Raw genomic sequence first — 15401 nt, 5'->3', positions numbered from 1 at the left:
TGAAAAGAGGATAGCTAATGCTTGGAATTGTAACCGCTGGAATTGCTCCAGGCTTGGCACTTATGAGTTATTTTTATTTGAAAGACCAATATGGTTCCGAGCCGTTTGCGATTGTTTTTAAGACATTTATTTTTGGCGCCCTACTCGTTTTTCCGATTATGTTCATTCAATACGTCCTTAATGTGGAAAACGTTTTACAAGGCTTATTCTATGAACCCTTCATTTCAATGGGGTTATTGGAAGAGTTTTTTAAATGGTTTATTTTGTATTATACAATTTATCAGCATGTATCATTTGATGAGCCCTATGACGGCATTGTCTACGGTGCATCTGTTTCACTAGGCTTTGCTACGATTGAAAATATTTTTTACCTTTTTGCCAATGGACTTGAATATGCCTTCGGACGTGCGCTTCTTCCAGTTTCTAGTCATGCATTATTTGGTGTCATAATGGGGTACTATTTTGGCAAAAGCAAATTTTCACCAGGTTCCAAGCACAAATGGTTGTTTTTATCCTTATTGATTCCTGTCATCCTTCATGGAAGTTATAATTATATCTTAATTACTCTAGAGGATTGGCTGGTCATGATGATTCCATTTATGATTTTCCTTTGGTATTTAGGATTGAAAAAAGTGAAAAAGGCACGCCTAATGAGTGACAAGCATTTTAATCAACAAATAATTTATGAAAAACCCTTCATTTCAGGAAAATGAGGGGTTTTTTCTATTTTCTTGCATAAAAGCACAATTGTTACAAAAAATAGGGTTAATCTTAAATGTTACTAGTATACATCAGGGGGGTTGTTCGTGAAAATCAAGTCGTTATTAAAAATGGTTACAGTACTCGTTTTAATCATCACTCTGATTCCTTGTAGCAACTTTGAACAACGTGCTGAGGCGTTTTCAAATCAAGTGATTAGGCAAGGAGCTGTCGGTGATGATGTCCTTGAATTGCAGTCAAGGCTCCAGTACCTCGGCTTTTACAACGGCAAAATTGACGGAGTATTTGGTTGGGGCACCTATTGGGCACTTAGAAATTTTCAATATGAATTTGGAATGAAAGTGGACGGATTGGCTGGAGAAGAGACAAAAGCGAAACTTGTTAAAGCCTCAAAATACCATGAGGATCATGTAAAAAAACAAATTCGCGAAGGAAATAAATTTACCCATTATGGTGGAACAGACATTAATAAACAAGGTGGTTCTAAGGCCCCTGCAAAGAACCAAACTGGAGCAAAGGGAAATAATCAATCAGGTACACAAGGCCAAGCTAAGCAGCAACCTAGTGGTCAGGAGAACAAAAATGGACAATCTGAAGCACAAGGAAACCAAGCGGCACCGCAACAAAATAATAACAATCAGTCTAAGGTGACAGCTGCAAATACGCCAAACGGATTTTCACAAAATGATATTCAATTAATGGCAAATGCTGTTTATGGTGAGGCTCGGGGAGAACCATATGAAGGTCAGGTAGCCGTGGCTGCAGTCATTATCAATAGACTAGAGAGTGCTACTTTTCCTAATACGGTATCTGGCGTTATATTTGAACCACTTGCATTTACAGCGGTTGCTGATGGGCAGATTTGGCTAACTCCGAATGAAACAGCAAAGAAAGCTGTCCTTGATGCAATTAATGGAATGGACCCGACGGGAGAAGCAACCTATTACTTTAATCCAGATACAGCGACAAGCAGCTGGATTTGGGGTCGACCACAAATTAAGAAGATTGGTAAACATATTTTTTGTAAATAGAGGTGAGGAATTTTGCTAAGAGGCATCTTAATTACGGTTCTTGCTATAGGCGTTGCTGGGGCAGCTTTTTGGGGCTACCAAGAACACCAAGAAAAAAACGCAATTCTTCAAAACGCGGAAAATAATTATCAAAGAGCCTTTCATGATCTATCGTTTCAGATGGACCTATTGAACGACAAGATTGGAACTTCATTAGCGATGAATTCCCGAAGTTCACTCTCTCCTGCTCTAGCAGAAGTTTGGAAGATTACTTCCCAAGCGCACAATGACGTTGGGCAACTACCATTGACGCTAGTACCTTTTAATAAAACAGAAGAATTTCTAGCAAATGTAGGGGATTTTGCTTACAAAACAGCAGTTCGAGACTTAGATAAGGAGCCCTTAACTGATAAGGAATATAATCAGTTGAAATCCTTGTATCAAGAATCTGCTAAAATCCAAAATGATCTTAGGAAGGTTCAACATATGGTGCTTGAAAATCATCTTACTTGGATGGATGTTGAGCTAGCACTTGCTACAGAGGGAGCACCTAAGGATAATACCATTATTGATGGTTTCAAAACAGTAGAGAAAACCGTAGAAAGCTACTCAGAAACTGAGTTTGGCGCTGGAATGGTTACAATGAAACAAGAAGATGATAACTTTAAATACTTAAAGGGCAAAAAGATAAATAAAAATGAAGCCAAGGAAATAGCGAAGAAATGGGCTAACCCCAATGATGGGGTAGAGATTAAGGTAACTGAGAATGGAGAAGGCGCAGACTATGGCTTTTTCAGCGTCTACCTCGAGGATAAAAAAAATAACACCCATTCTTCAATGGATATTACCAAAAAGGGAGGATATCCAATCTGGTACCTTTCTTCTCGAGATGTCAAGGAACAAACAATTAGTTTAAATGATGCGGCAGAAAAGGCCATTGCCTTTTTAAAGGATCATGAATTTACAGACCTTGACCTCTTTGAAAGTGCGCAGTATGAAAATATGGGGGTTTTCTCTTTTGTTGGGAAAAAGAATGATGTCAGAATTTATCCTGATGCCATGAGAGTGAAGGTCGCTTTAGATAATGGAGACATCGTTGGTTTTTCAGCTGAAGATTATTTAAAATCTCATCATGAAAGAGAGATCCCAGAACCGACCATTTCTGCTGATGAAGCAAAGAAACAGGTGAATCCAAATGTTGACATTATGGAAGAGGGTCTAGGTGTTATCCTTAATGACTTAAGTAAAGAAGTGCTATGCTACGAGTTTACAGGAGTATTAGGGGACGACACGTACAGAATCTATATTAATGCTGAAAGTGGTATTGAAGAGAAGGTAGAAAAACTGGATAATGCAGAACAAATTTACGAAGACGTAGTGTAAGGAAAAGCCACGCTTTTCCTCTTACAAAGTCCTTATGATTAAATTGAGACAAATCTTCCCATAATAAATGGGAAGGAGCGGGATAGGGTTGAAAACGTTTGAAAGAATATTAATTAAATTGGTTATCATTCAGTTTGCTTTTCTGTTCATTACTCAGCTTTTCTTCCATCAGTTGAATGTTTTGCCCGAACTTAAGGTCATTACCCAATATGAAGGGGTTGTGAAAGAAAAAAATACTGAATCGGTAGAAACGATATGGGAAAATCAGAAAGCAGGGAAATGACCTGCTTTCTTTTTTTCTTGGTTGCACTTGCTTGTCTTGTGTTAAAATAAAGAGAAATGTTATTTACACCGTCGGGTTATAGGAGGCATTATGAATAAGAGAATTTCAATCGCTATTGATGGTCCAGCTGCAGCTGGTAAAAGTACCGTTGCTAAAATCGTAGCTGAAGGACTGGAATACATATACATAGATACAGGTGCGATGTACAGGGCGCTCACATATAAGGCAATCAAGAATCAGACTGATATCAAAAATGAAGCGGCTCTGATGGAAATCCTTAATGATTCCACTATTGATTTATTACCAGGGCAAGCAGGCCAGATTGTATTATTAGATGGTACTGATGTGACAAACGATATAAGAACCTCAGAAGTGACAAATAATGTATCTGTTGTCGCAGCACATGAGGCTGTTAGGATAGAAATGGTAAAAAGACAGCAGCGTTTTGCCGAAAGAGGTGGGGTCGTTATGGATGGGAGAGATATAGGTACCCATGTATTACCTAACGCCGAGGTAAAGGTTTTTTTACTTGCTAGCGTCGAAGAAAGAGCACAGCGAAGGCACGCTGAAAATATTCAAAAAGGGTACCCATCCGATCTTGAAATCTTGAAGCAAGAGATTGCACAGCGGGACAAGTTTGATTCAGAGCGTGAGGTAGCACCATTGAAAAAGGCTAAAGATGCAGTAGAAATCGATACAACATCGTTATCCATTCAGCAGGTCGTTGATCAAATAATGAAGCTTGCCCTCGAAAGGATTGGATAATCGTGACTTTTTATGACTTCGCTAGATCGGTTGTATACGGTGTATTCAAACCCCTCTACCGGGTTGAGGTCATTGGGAGGGAGAATATCCCTGCCGAAGGAGGGGTGCTACTCTGTTCGAACCATATTGACAATTTCGACCCGATTATTGTTGGAATGATGGCTCCTAGGCCCGTTTACTTTATGGCAAAAGAAGAGCTTTTCAAAGTACCCATTCTAGGGAAAATGGTCCCGCATTTAAATGCATTCCCGGTCAAACGAGGAATGAGTGACCGGGACGCTCTTCGAAAAGGCCTAGCAATCTTAAAAGATGGGAAGGTCTTAGGATTATTTCCAGAGGGTACTAGAAGTAAGAACGGTGAGCTGGGGAAAGGCCTAGCAGGGGCAGGCTTTTTTGCACTTAGAACAGAAGCCCAGATTGTTCCCTGTGCAGTTATCGGTCCATACCGGCCATTGCGCAAATTAAAGGTGGTCTATGGAAAACCGATTAATATGGCAATAATCAAAGAAAATAAGGGAAATGCTGAACAAGCAACTGAATTAATTATGGGAGAAATCCGTAAACTATTAAACGAATACAAATAAGCATTTCACAAGTGAACAGCATTGCCGCTAGTGTGAGTTGTGCTTTATCGCTTGACAAAAAAGAGGATTTATAAGAAGTTAATGAAAAGAGACTTTTTTAGAATATTCTCTATCTAATATTTTCAATGGGATGAATTCATCTCGATATTTTAGAGTAGTCCATGGATTAAGGAGGAGTACATATGTCAGAAGAAATGAATCAAATTGAGGTAAAAAGTTTCGATACTGGTGATCGAGTTAAAGGTCAAGTAACCAAAGTAGAAGAAAAGCAAGTTATTGTCAATATTGAAAATAGTAAGTTAGACGGGATTATCCCGATTAGTGAGCTTTCAAGCCTTCATATTGAAAAAGCAGAGGATGCCGTCAAGGAAGGCGATGAGCTTGATTTAGAAGTGCTCAAGGTTGAAGAAGATGCATTAATTCTGTCAAAGCGAAAGGTTGATGCAGAGAAGGCTTGGGACGAACTACAAGCTAGATTTGAAAGTGGAGAAGTGTTTGAAGCAGAGGTCAAGGACGTTGTCAAAGGTGGTCTTGTAGTAGACCTTGGAGTTCGTGGATTTGTACCTGCTTCCTTGGTAGAAGCCCATTTTGTGGAGGACTTTTCCGATTACAAGGGAAAAAATCTAACATTTAAAATTGTAGAATTCGATAAGGAAAAAAATCGCTTAATTTTATCCCATCGTGCTGTTGTGGAACAAGAGCAAAGTAAGAAAAAACAGGGTCTTCTTGAGTCCCTAGAAGCTGGACAAGTAATTGAAGGAACGGTTCAGCGTATTACTGATTTTGGTGCATTTGTGGATATCGGCGGGGTTGACGGGCTAGTTCATATTTCTCAACTATCTCATGAGCATGTTGAGAAGCCTTCAGATGTTGTCCAAGAAGGACAAAAAGTACAGGTTAAGGTTTTGAGTGTTGACAGCGATAATGAAAGAATTTCACTTTCAATAAAAGAAACACTTCCTGGGCCTTGGGCAGATATTGAAGAAAAGGCTCCGAAGGGAAGTACGTTGGAAGGTGTAGTTAGACGTTTGGTTTCTTATGGGGCATTTGTTGAAGTGTTCCCTGGTGTTGAGGGTCTTGTTCATATTTCTCAAATCTCCCACCGCCATATCGGAACGCCTCATGAAGTCTTGCAAGAAGGTCAAGAAGTGAAGGTTAAGGTTCTTGATGTAAATAAGGCAGATGAACGTTTATCTCTAAGTATGAAGGAATTTGAACCGAAAGAAGAACCAGATGCTTCAGAATATGAACTACCAGAAGAATCAAAAGGATTTCAGTTGGGTGAAATGATTGGAGATAAGCTTAAGAATTTAAAACAATAATGGTGATGTATAGTGTCAAGAAGTGAACGAAAAACAGATCATATAAGGCTTGCCCTTGAGACTGGTCAGCTGCGCAAAACAGGTTTAGATGACATTACTTTTGTTCATCAAAGTATTCCTGAGTCTTCACTTAACTCCATTAATTTAAAAACAGAAATTGGCGAACTTGTATTAAGTTCGCCAATTTTTATAAATGCAATGACAGGTGGAGGCGGAGAAAAGACTCTCGAAATCAATCGGAACCTTGCGCAGGTGGCGAAAGAAACAGATATTGGCATTGCCGTGGGTTCCCAAATGTCAGCTTTAAGGAATCAAGAAGAAAGGCGTACATTTGAAGTGGTTCGTAAGGAGTACCCGAACGGGACTATTTTTGCTAACCTGGGGAGTGAGGCCGACGTTGGTCAAGCTAAAGCTGCAGTAGAGATGGTTCAAGCAGATGCTTTACAAATTCACTTAAATGTTGTCCAGGAGTTAGCAATGCCAGAAGGCGACCGTGACTTCCGTGGTATGCTTTTGCGGATTGATAAGATAGTTAATGAAGTAAATGTTCCTATTATTGTAAAGGAAACAGGTTTTGGTATGGGGCAAGAAACGATTGAGAAACTCTTTTCTTTAGGAGTATCTGCTATCGATGTAGGTGGATTTGGTGGGACGAATTTTGCTGCGATCGAAAATCAGCGTAGGTTAACTAAACTATCCTTTTTTGAGGGCTGGGGGATACCAACAGCGGTTTCAATCGCTGAGGCTAGACATATGAGTCCAACCCATCCCATCATTGCCTCTGGTGGGATACAAACTAGTTTAGATATCGCCAAGGGAATTGCCTTAGGTGCAAATGCGGTAGCACTTGCTGGGTATATATTAAAAATACTCACCGACAGTGGACCTGAGAAACTAGTTGAAGAAATTAATAAGATGAAACAAGAGCTTACGATGATTATGACAGCTCTAGGGACGAATACAGTGAAGGAATTGCATGATACGCCCTTGATTATTTCTGGGGAAACATGGCACTGGCTTACTCAAAGAGGAATCGATACAAAGAAATATAGTATTAGGAAAAAATAAGCTTCTGCCTTGTGGCAGAGGCTTATTTTTTTGTCGTTTAGGATTATAAAAGGTTATGGATTTAAGCTATAAGTCTTTATTTATTCACTTTGTTTACCGTCATTGAGCCTGTGTGCTTCTTCAGGGCTTTGTAGTTTTGAAGCCCCAGGATAATGAAGTGCTTGATCTCGATCAGACTCAACATGTCCACTTTTTCTTAATTTTCTTTCCTGTCTATCGCGTCCCATTTTTTCACCTCCTCCTCTTAACATGGAACTAGTAAAAAAGTTTATACAAGAAAGATTAAAGTACATAGGATGCAGACATAATGGAAATGATAGGAGGGGACGCAATGGAAGGGGCATTATTTTACTGGTTTACATGGCTTGGCTGGGTATGGACCACCTTTTTTATGGAAAAACAAAATAAATACAGATTTAACATTGCCTTCTTGCTACTCATTCTGATTATTGCCTCTCCCTATAAAATGGTAATTCTGGGGGTTGAGGTATACATACCAGCAATCGTACTTATGACTTTCTTTTTGATAGAAACTGCAAAGCTAAGAAATAGAATATTTTTTAGTGTATTCGTTACGTCGTTTATTATCATGCTTGGTTATGTTAGTTTTTTGCTTTTTGAATTATTTGATCCGGTATGGGTCATTTTTGACCGCAAATGGTTAATCTCAATTAGCCTACTTTTATTAGCTACAGTCCTGCAAACGGAAAAGTACTTGCAAATATTGTCAGTTGGAATGGGGATGCTAATTGGGGAATTTTTGTTCTCCTTTACTATGAATAGATTAGCCTTTCCTTACCCAGTTGCCTCTCCAGCATTCCTAGATGTTGTATCGTTAGCGACCATTATTCTAGGAGTATGGGTGTCCATTCAATACTTTGCTGATTTGGTAGGGAGTTTTATGAATCAAGGAAGGGGGAAACAAAAATCGTCATGACAGAGTTCACGCTTCCGATAGCATTTGGAATACTAACAGGAACATTATCTAGATTATTTATGCTTCGGACGGATTATCGGCAATACCCTACATATTTACATGGAAAAATAATCCATGTGGCTTTGGGTTTCATTGCTGCAGGATTAGGTGCTGTTTTTGGACCCGCTATTATTAAGGAAGAGTTTACAGCCATCACGTTTCTCACTGTTGCTGCTTCTCAGTTCCGAGAAGTAAGGAATATGGAAAGGAATACATTGACCGAACTAGATAATTATGAACTCGTTACTAGAGGTAAAACCTATATTGAAGGAATCGCAATCGCTTTTGAAAGTCGTAATTATTTAGTTATTTTTACTGCACTTGTAAGTACCCTTGCTTATCTTTTATTTAACGTATGGATTGGAATCATTGCGGCCATAGCATCAATGTTCCTCTCTCATTTTTTGATGTCAGGTGGGAAATTAAAAGAAATTGTAGACGTCGAGTATGTTGAGCCCAGATTTGATGGCGTTGGATTGTATGTAGACAATATCTATATTATGAATATAGGTTTACCTGAAAGACAAAAAGAGGTACTTCGTTATGGGATGGGGTTTGTATTGAAACCCAAGACCTTTAACGCAAGAGCTACTATTGCGAATTTAGGGCAAAGACAGGCGATTCTACATGATGTATCGACAGCTTTAGGGGTTTATCGTGATTCAGGGACTCCTGCACTTGTTCCGCTCGCCAAGCGTGACCTTGATGATGGACGTGTTGGAGTATTTGTTCTTCCTCAGGAAAGGGATATTGAGAAGGCGATAAAAGTGATTGGGGATGTGCCGACTCTTGAAAATGCAATAAGAATGTCCACTGAGAAAGTTGGGATGAAGAATGGATCTTGAAAAATATATATTGGCTGTTATTACAACAAATAAAAATAAGGTAGCAGCAGGAACAGGTGTCTTCTATTGTGATTCAAAACAGGAAATGGAAACCGTTACGGCAAATTTAGAAGCGATATTAGATGGGATCGCTCATGGGCTATCTGAGGATCTTTACATCATCGTCAAGCATTAAAAAGGTTTTCGTTGCCTGTATTGGAACATTTTTGATAGAATAAGTAAGTTAGGCCCTTCTATAAAAAGAAGGGTTTTATTTTATCACAGCTTGTAGGAAGTAAATTGTCTAAAAGTGAAAATTTGGACTTTTCAAGGTCCTATCAATTGTGTATTTGAAAGGGTGAAATATATGGCGAAACCAGTGGTAGCTATTGTTGGGCGTCCAAACGTAGGGAAGTCGACGATCTTTAACCGAATTGTTGGTGAACGCATTTCTATAGTGGAAGACATACCGGGGGTAACAAGGGACAGAATCTATAGTTCAGCTGAATGGCTTGCTTACGACTTTAATATCATTGATACAGGCGGGATTGAAATTGGTGACGAACCGTTTCTTGAGCAGATTCGTCTACAGGCGGAAATTGCCATTGAAGAAGCGGATGTTATTATCTTTTTAGTCAATGGTAGAGAAGGCGTCACTGCAGCTGACGAAGAAGTGGCAAAAATTCTATACAAGTCCAAAAAGGCTGTTGTTCTAGGGGTAAATAAAATTGATAACCCAGAAATGCGCAGTGAGATTTATGATTTTTATGCATTAGGGTTTGGAGAACCTATCCCTATTTCAGGATCACATGGTTTAGGAATTGGGGACTTGCTTGATGAGGCTGCAAAACACTTTCCTAAATCGGATGCAAAGGATTATGATGAAGATATAATTAAGTTCTCTTTAATTGGACGTCCGAATGTGGGAAAGTCATCCTTAACGAATGCCATCCTTGGCGAAGACAGAGTGATTGTTAGCTCAATCGCTGGTACAACAAGGGATGCGATTGACTCAAACTTCAAGTACAATGGACAAGATTATGTGATTATCGACACTGCTGGGATGAGAAAAAAAGGAAAAGTGTATGAGACAACAGAAAAGTATAGTGTATTGCGAGCGTTGAGAGCCATTGAACGTTCAGATGTGGTCCTTGTCGTCCTCGATGGTGAAGAGGGTATCATTGAACAAGATAAACATATTGCGGGCTATGCACATGAAGCAGGAAGAGCTGTCATCATTGTCGTAAATAAATGGGATGCCGTTGAGAAGGACGAAAAGACAATGAAGGAATTTGAACAAAATATCCGTGAACATTTCCTATTTCTTAGTTATGCACCAATTGTCTTTTTATCTGCGAAAACGAAAAAACGTATCCATACCTTGATGCCAATGATTGATGTGGCTAGTGAAAATCATTCTAGAAGAGTTCAGACAACCATTCTAAACGAGGTAATTATGGATGCAATAGCGATGAACCCTGCACCTACTGATAAAGGTAAGCGCCTAAAGGTTTATTACACCACCCAAGTCGCTGTGAAGCCTCCGGTGTTTGTTGTCTTTGTCAATGATCCTGAGCTTATGCATTTTTCTTATCAGAGGTTCCTAGAAAACCGTATTCGCGATGCATTTGGATTTGAAGGAACTCCAATTAAGATTTTTGCTAGGGAACGTAGTTAAAACTTTTTGTTAAAAAAGGTTGTGATGAGAGTGGAACAGAAACAAGAGGAAGTGTCTGTAATTGGGGCTGGAAGCTGGGGAACAGCCTTAGCGATGGTATTGGCGGATAATGGCCACCATACAAGGTTGTGGGGCCATAACCCTAGCCAAATTGAAGAAATCAATACAACTCATACCAACGAGAAATATCTTCCAGATATCGTCCTCCCGGAAATAGTTAAGGGGTATACTAATTTGCCTGATGCCCTAGCCGGTGTGGAAACGATTATTCTAGCGGTACCAACAAAAGCGATTAGAGAAGTACTGAAAAAAATAGTTCAATTTCAAAAAGAACCACTCACCATTGTTCACGTAAGTAAAGGCATTGAACCTGATACGTTATTAAGAATTTCTGAAATGATTGAAGAAGAAATGCCTTCAGAGTTGTTAAGTGAGGTTGTTGTATTATCTGGACCGAGCCATGCTGAGGAGGTAAGCCTTAGGCATCCAACAACAGTGACTGTTAGTGCAAAGGATATGGTTGCGGCAGAGCGAATTCAAGATTTATTTATTAACCAGAATTTTCGGGTGTATACCAACCCAGATGTAATTGGGGTGGAAATAGGCGGTGCATTGAAAAATATTATTGCTCTTGCTGCTGGAATTTCAGATGGTCTTGGATATGGGGATAATGCGAAAGCGGCCTTAATCACACGTGGGTTAGCAGAAATTGCTCGACTCGGGGTGAAAATGGGGGCCAGTCCATTGACCTTTTCTGGTTTAACCGGAATCGGTGATTTAATTGTTACATGTACAAGTGTACATTCACGAAACTGGCGAGCTGGGAATATGTTGGGGAAAGGCCATCAACTCCAAGAGGTGTTAGATAAAATGGGGATGGTGGTTGAAGGAGTAAGGACAACGAAAGCTGCCTATCAGTTAGCAGAAAAATTTAATGTGAAAATGCCGATTACTGCTGCGTTAAATGGAATTTTATTTAATGGTGTTAATCCAAAAGATGCTGTTGACGGATTGATGAGTAGAGAAAAAACTCATGAAGTAGAGGATCTGGCGAATATTCTTGATTCAAATTCTGCTAAATAAGATTTAATTTGTAAATATAGGCATTCGAGGATGCGAGTAGTTGAGACGTTGCATACAATGCAACGAAGCAACTGGTGGTTTGAACCGGGTGTTTGGGTAATTTAGTCACGTTTTGACTGAGATAAAGAATCTGCCCCTTCTTTATCTCAGCTTTTTTTGTGTTGAAAAGAGCACGCATTTGTCCAAGTTGCCGTATTTTATGTTATAATACAACTCGGAAAAGGGGAGTGGTCTACATTGTCGCCAGCTTTATTAAAAATGTATGTGTCCTTTGCTGGGATGGCTTTTATGTTTTTATCGCTCATTATACTTTATTTTAGTCGATATAAACTTAAGGGGTTTTTCAAATTTATAACTGCTTTCATTGCTTATTTCTTTATGGCTGCAGCAGGCATAATTATCTTTTTAGTTGTATTTAGCGGACCGACTAGTGGTTGAGGTATATTGGAAATGAGAGTAGGAAAATTCTATGAACAATCTGAAGAAAATAGGGCCTAGTCTTCTACTCGTTTTAATGCTTCTATCGGGATGTATGTATCCGGATGAAAATTTAGCACAAAATAAAATTCCGTACGAAGCCCAAATAGAATCGGTACAAAACGCGGTGGAACGATACCAAGAGGCCAATGATGGTATATTACCCATTAAAACAAAAGATGCATCGACTCCTATTTATCAGAAATATTTAATTGATTTTAAAAAAATTGTCCCGGGGTACATACCGGAAATACCTGGGAATGCTTTTGAAAACGGGGGCATTTTTCAATATGTCCTTATTGATGTTGAAACAAACCCAACTGTTAAATTATTAGATTTAAGGGTGGCTGAGACCATTAGAGAAATAAATATAAGATTAAGCACAAATAAATATCCACCGTTTAAAGACCAGGTTTCTAAAAATGTTTTCACTCTTGACTTTACAAAACTTGGTTTTTCAGAGGCTCCTGTAGCCATTAGTCCTTACACTGGAGCAAATCTTCCTTTCGTTATTTCTGGTGAAGGAGAAATTTACGTGGATTATCGTAGTGACCTTTATCATATCCTTAAAGAAAGTGAACAAAACACTACCCCTGGGGAGGATATCCGCTATATCCTTACAGAGGACTCTATGTTTGTCCCTGCTTATTCTCTACCTTATACAGTTGATTCTTCCAATAGCGAGCCAATCTTTTTAGATAATTAGGCATAACCCTTCTTCTACAAAATATATTGTGGAAGAAGGGTTTTTTTTCCTTCAGGGAGTGGTAGTGGGGAATTGAACCCACACATACCGTGGGATAGAATAACGCTAAAAAAATAAAAAAAATGTCATAGAGGTATAGGACAACATCATAAGTATATATTGTCCCAGATTACCAATAAGGATGATATTTTTTCCCACTAACTCTATGATCGGGAGGGGATCACTTGGAAAAGGTAGATATTTTTAAAGATATTGCCGAGAGAACGGGCGGCGATATATATTTGGGAGTTGTCGGTGCAGTAAGAACGGGCAAATCCACATTCATCAAGAAGTTCATGGAGCTTGTTGTTTTACCAAATATAGACAATGAAGCGGATAGGGCCCGCTGTCAGGATGAGCTGCCACAGAGTGCTGCGGGTAAAACAATTATGACAACAGAACCAAAGTTTGTTCCAAATCAGGCAGCTTCCATTCACGTAGATGAAGGTCTAGATGTAAACATTAGGCTAGTAGATTGTGTAGGATATACAGTACCTGGTGCAAAAGGTTATGAAGACGAAAATGGCCCAAGGATGATTAATACCCCATGGTATGAAGAACCGATACCTTTCCATGAAGCAGCGGAAATTGGCACAAGAAAGGTTATCCAAGAACACTCCACCATTGGTGTTGTTATTACATCAGATGGCACGATCGGGGATATTCCTCGGATGGATTATATCGAAGCAGAGGAAAGGGTTATTGAGGAGCTAAAAGAGGTAGGAAAACCATTCATCATGGTGGTTAACAGCGCCCAACCTCATCACCCGAACACCGAAACCCTTAGAACACAGTTGGCAGAAAAGTATGATATCCCTGTTATCTCCATGAGTGTTGAAAGTATGCGTGAAAGTGACGTATTAACGGTTCTTCGTGAGGCATTATATGAATTCCCTGTACTTGAAGTAAATGTGAACCTACCAAGCTGGGTTATGGTACTTAGGGAAAACCATTGGCTTCGTGAGAGCTATCAGGAAGCAGTCAAAGAGACTGTAAAAGATATTAAAAGATTACGTGATGTAGATAGGGTAGTCCAGCAATTTAGTGATTATGAGTTCATTGACAATGCTGGATTAGCTGGAATTGAGATGGGGCAAGGGGTAGCCGAAATTGATTTGTTTGCCCCAGATGATCTATATGACGATATCCTAAAAGAAATTGTAGGGGTAGAAATTCGCGGGAAGGATCATCTTCTCGAATTAATGCAGGATTTCGCATATGCAAAAGCAGAGTATGACCAGGTTGCGGATGCGTTAAAAATGGTAAAGCAAACAGGTTATGGAATTGCTTCTCCATCATTAACAGATATGAGTCTGGAAGAACCAGAGATTATCAGGCAAGGCTCAAGGTTTGGTGTTCGTTTGAAAGCGGTGGCTCCATCCATTCATATGATTAAAGTAGACGTCGAGTCGGAGTTTTCGCCGATAATTGGCACTGAAAAGCAAAGTGAGGAACTTGTACGGTACTTGATGCAGGACTTTGAGGATGATCCACTATCCATTTGGAATTCAGATATTTTCGGCCGAAGCTTAAGTTCAATTGTTAGAGAAGGGATTTCCGCAAAACTTTCACTAATGCCGGAAAATGCCCGCTACAAATTAAAAGAAACGTTAGAACGCATTATAAACGAGGGTTCAGGCGGCTTAATTGCAATTATATTGTAAAATTTCAGACTCCTATTTGGAGTCTTTTTTGTTTCTATTTGTCATGGATATGGAAAAAATATATAAAAACTGGTAGATTAAGCACAATTCTATAGCTTGAATGAAAAGATTACCATTATTTCTTGGATTTATCTTGATAACCCTAAATGATTGTGATAATCTTTTAACAGATTAACGTTGCAGGCCCGCAAACCCTTGTTATATCTGGGTTTAGTCGGTAATTTCATTTTTCAAACAACTAAATGACAAACATTGTAAGAAAAATGTTCTAGCAACGTATAGAATCCCGTAGTTTTGTTTAGAAATGTAATAATAGGTTTATTTCTGAGCACTATTAAAGGATTTTTGGGAGGAGGTGAATGGCATGAACAAGACAGAACTAATCAATGCTGTTGCAGAAGCTGGAGAACTTTCTAAGAAGGACGCAACAAAAGCAGTTGACGCTGTTTTTGATTCAATCTTAAATGCTTTAGCAAATGGTGATAAAGTACAATTAATTGGTTTTGGTAACTTTGAAGTTCGTGAGCGTGCTGCCCGTAAAGGACGCAACCCACAAACAGGGGATGAAATCGAAATCTCTGCGAGCAAGGTGCCAGCTTTTAAACCAGGTAAAGCTCTTAAGGATGCAGTAAAATAATTACATATAGATATCCTAAAGCATACTTTGAGAAAAGGCCGCGAATCAAGCGGCCTTTTTCTTATGGGAAAACCTTTTAACCAGAAATAACCTTCCACTTTTTATAATTTTGCTTGCATACAAAAAATTATGCTAAGATGGAAATGATATGATTAAAGTAGTATAAAGAAAATCTTGTGTAT

General features: G+C 39.1%; 18 protein-coding genes. 17 read left to right on the top strand and 1 reads right to left on the bottom strand.

What is annotated here, in order from left to right:
- The first annotated feature begins 17 nt into the window (after positions 1–17).
- From prsW to fni, 8 genes are all read left to right on the top strand, one after another.
- On the top strand, positions 18–713 hold the full coding sequence (gene prsW, locus LG336_RS19435; protein ID WP_404329138.1) for a glutamic-type intramembrane protease PrsW: 696 nt from the start codon (positions 18–20) through the stop codon (positions 711–713).
- Between the two features lie 117 nt (positions 714–830).
- On the top strand, positions 831–1751 hold the full coding sequence (sleB, locus tag LG336_RS19430) for a spore cortex-lytic enzyme (protein ID WP_404333228.1): 921 nt from the start codon (positions 831–833) through the stop codon (positions 1749–1751).
- Between the two features lie 12 nt (positions 1752–1763).
- Complete coding sequence (gene ypeB, locus LG336_RS19425) at positions 1764–3113, top strand: germination protein YpeB (protein WP_404329137.1); 1350 nt, start codon at positions 1764–1766, stop codon at positions 3111–3113.
- An 88-nt stretch (positions 3114–3201) separates the two neighbouring features.
- On the top strand, positions 3202–3396 hold the full coding sequence (locus tag LG336_RS19420) for a YpfB family protein (protein WP_404329136.1): 195 nt from the start codon (positions 3202–3204) through the stop codon (positions 3394–3396).
- 90 nt (positions 3397–3486) lie between these two features.
- Entirely contained in the window at positions 3487–4161 is a 675-nt protein-coding gene (gene cmk, locus LG336_RS19415) for a (d)CMP kinase (protein ID WP_404329135.1), read from the top strand.
- 2 nt (positions 4162–4163) lie between these two features.
- Complete coding sequence (locus LG336_RS19410; protein WP_404329134.1) at positions 4164–4745, top strand: lysophospholipid acyltransferase family protein; 582 nt, start codon at positions 4164–4166, stop codon at positions 4743–4745.
- 182 nt (positions 4746–4927) lie between these two features.
- Complete coding sequence (rpsA, locus tag LG336_RS19405) at positions 4928–6067, top strand: 30S ribosomal protein S1 (protein WP_404329133.1); 1140 nt, start codon at positions 4928–4930, stop codon at positions 6065–6067.
- A gap of 12 nt (positions 6068–6079) precedes the next feature.
- Positions 6080–7135: a type 2 isopentenyl-diphosphate Delta-isomerase gene (gene fni, locus LG336_RS19400; RefSeq protein WP_404329132.1), complete on the top strand. Its 1056-nt coding sequence runs from the start codon at positions 6080–6082 to the stop codon at positions 7133–7135.
- Between the two features lie 80 nt (positions 7136–7215).
- On the opposite strand, the gene LG336_RS19395 is transcribed toward fni, so the two are convergent.
- Positions 7216–7362 carry a YpzI family protein gene (locus LG336_RS19395; RefSeq protein ID WP_404329131.1) on the bottom strand — a complete coding sequence of 49 codons (147 nt, stop codon included), beginning with the start codon at positions 7360–7362 and terminating at the stop codon, positions 7216–7218.
- Positions 7363–7442: 80 nt separating this feature from the next.
- Between LG336_RS19395 and LG336_RS19390 the strand changes: the two genes are divergently transcribed.
- The 9 genes from LG336_RS19390 (at position 7443) to LG336_RS19350 (ending at position 15219) form a co-directional block, all read left to right on the top strand.
- On the top strand, positions 7443–8072 hold the full coding sequence (locus LG336_RS19390; protein ID WP_404329130.1) for a hypothetical protein: 630 nt from the start codon (positions 7443–7445) through the stop codon (positions 8070–8072).
- Positions 8069–8956: a YIEGIA family protein gene (locus LG336_RS19385; RefSeq protein ID WP_404329129.1), complete on the top strand. Its 888-nt coding sequence runs from the start codon at positions 8069–8071 to the stop codon at positions 8954–8956. Before LG336_RS19390 ends, LG336_RS19385 begins: the two co-directional genes overlap by 4 nt.
- Entirely contained in the window at positions 8946–9131 is a 186-nt protein-coding gene (locus LG336_RS19380; protein WP_404329128.1) for a capping complex subunit for YIEGIA, read from the top strand. The genes LG336_RS19385 and LG336_RS19380 overlap by 11 nt, the downstream gene beginning before the upstream one ends.
- A 171-nt stretch (positions 9132–9302) precedes the next feature.
- Positions 9303–10613: a ribosome biogenesis GTPase Der gene (der, locus tag LG336_RS19375; RefSeq protein ID WP_404329127.1), complete on the top strand. Its 1311-nt coding sequence runs from the start codon at positions 9303–9305 to the stop codon at positions 10611–10613.
- Between the two features lie 24 nt (positions 10614–10637).
- Entirely contained in the window at positions 10638–11696 is a 1059-nt protein-coding gene (locus LG336_RS19370; RefSeq protein WP_404329126.1) for an NAD(P)H-dependent glycerol-3-phosphate dehydrogenase, read from the top strand.
- A gap of 237 nt (positions 11697–11933) precedes the next feature.
- Complete coding sequence (locus LG336_RS19365; RefSeq protein ID WP_404329125.1) at positions 11934–12134, top strand: DUF2768 domain-containing protein; 201 nt, start codon at positions 11934–11936, stop codon at positions 12132–12134.
- Between the two features lie 31 nt (positions 12135–12165).
- Positions 12166–12879 carry a hypothetical protein gene (locus LG336_RS19360; protein ID WP_404329124.1) on the top strand — a complete coding sequence of 238 codons (714 nt, stop codon included), beginning with the start codon at positions 12166–12168 and terminating at the stop codon, positions 12877–12879.
- Between the two features lie 224 nt (positions 12880–13103).
- The gene (gene spoIVA, locus LG336_RS19355) at positions 13104–14582 is read left to right on the top strand and encodes a stage IV sporulation protein A (protein WP_404329123.1); all 1479 of its coding nucleotides are present in this window, start codon (positions 13104–13106) and stop codon (positions 14580–14582) included.
- A gap of 364 nt (positions 14583–14946) precedes the next feature.
- On the top strand, positions 14947–15219 hold the full coding sequence (locus tag LG336_RS19350) for an HU family DNA-binding protein (protein WP_404329122.1): 273 nt from the start codon (positions 14947–14949) through the stop codon (positions 15217–15219).
- The last annotated feature ends 182 nt before the right edge of the window (positions 15220–15401 follow it).

The organism is Mesobacillus maritimus, from assembly GCF_044803185.1.
Classification (GTDB): Bacteria; Bacillota; Bacilli; order Bacillales; family Cytobacillaceae; genus Mesobacillus_B; species Mesobacillus_B maritimus_B.
This window is presented reverse-complemented; position numbering and strand designations above follow the sequence as displayed.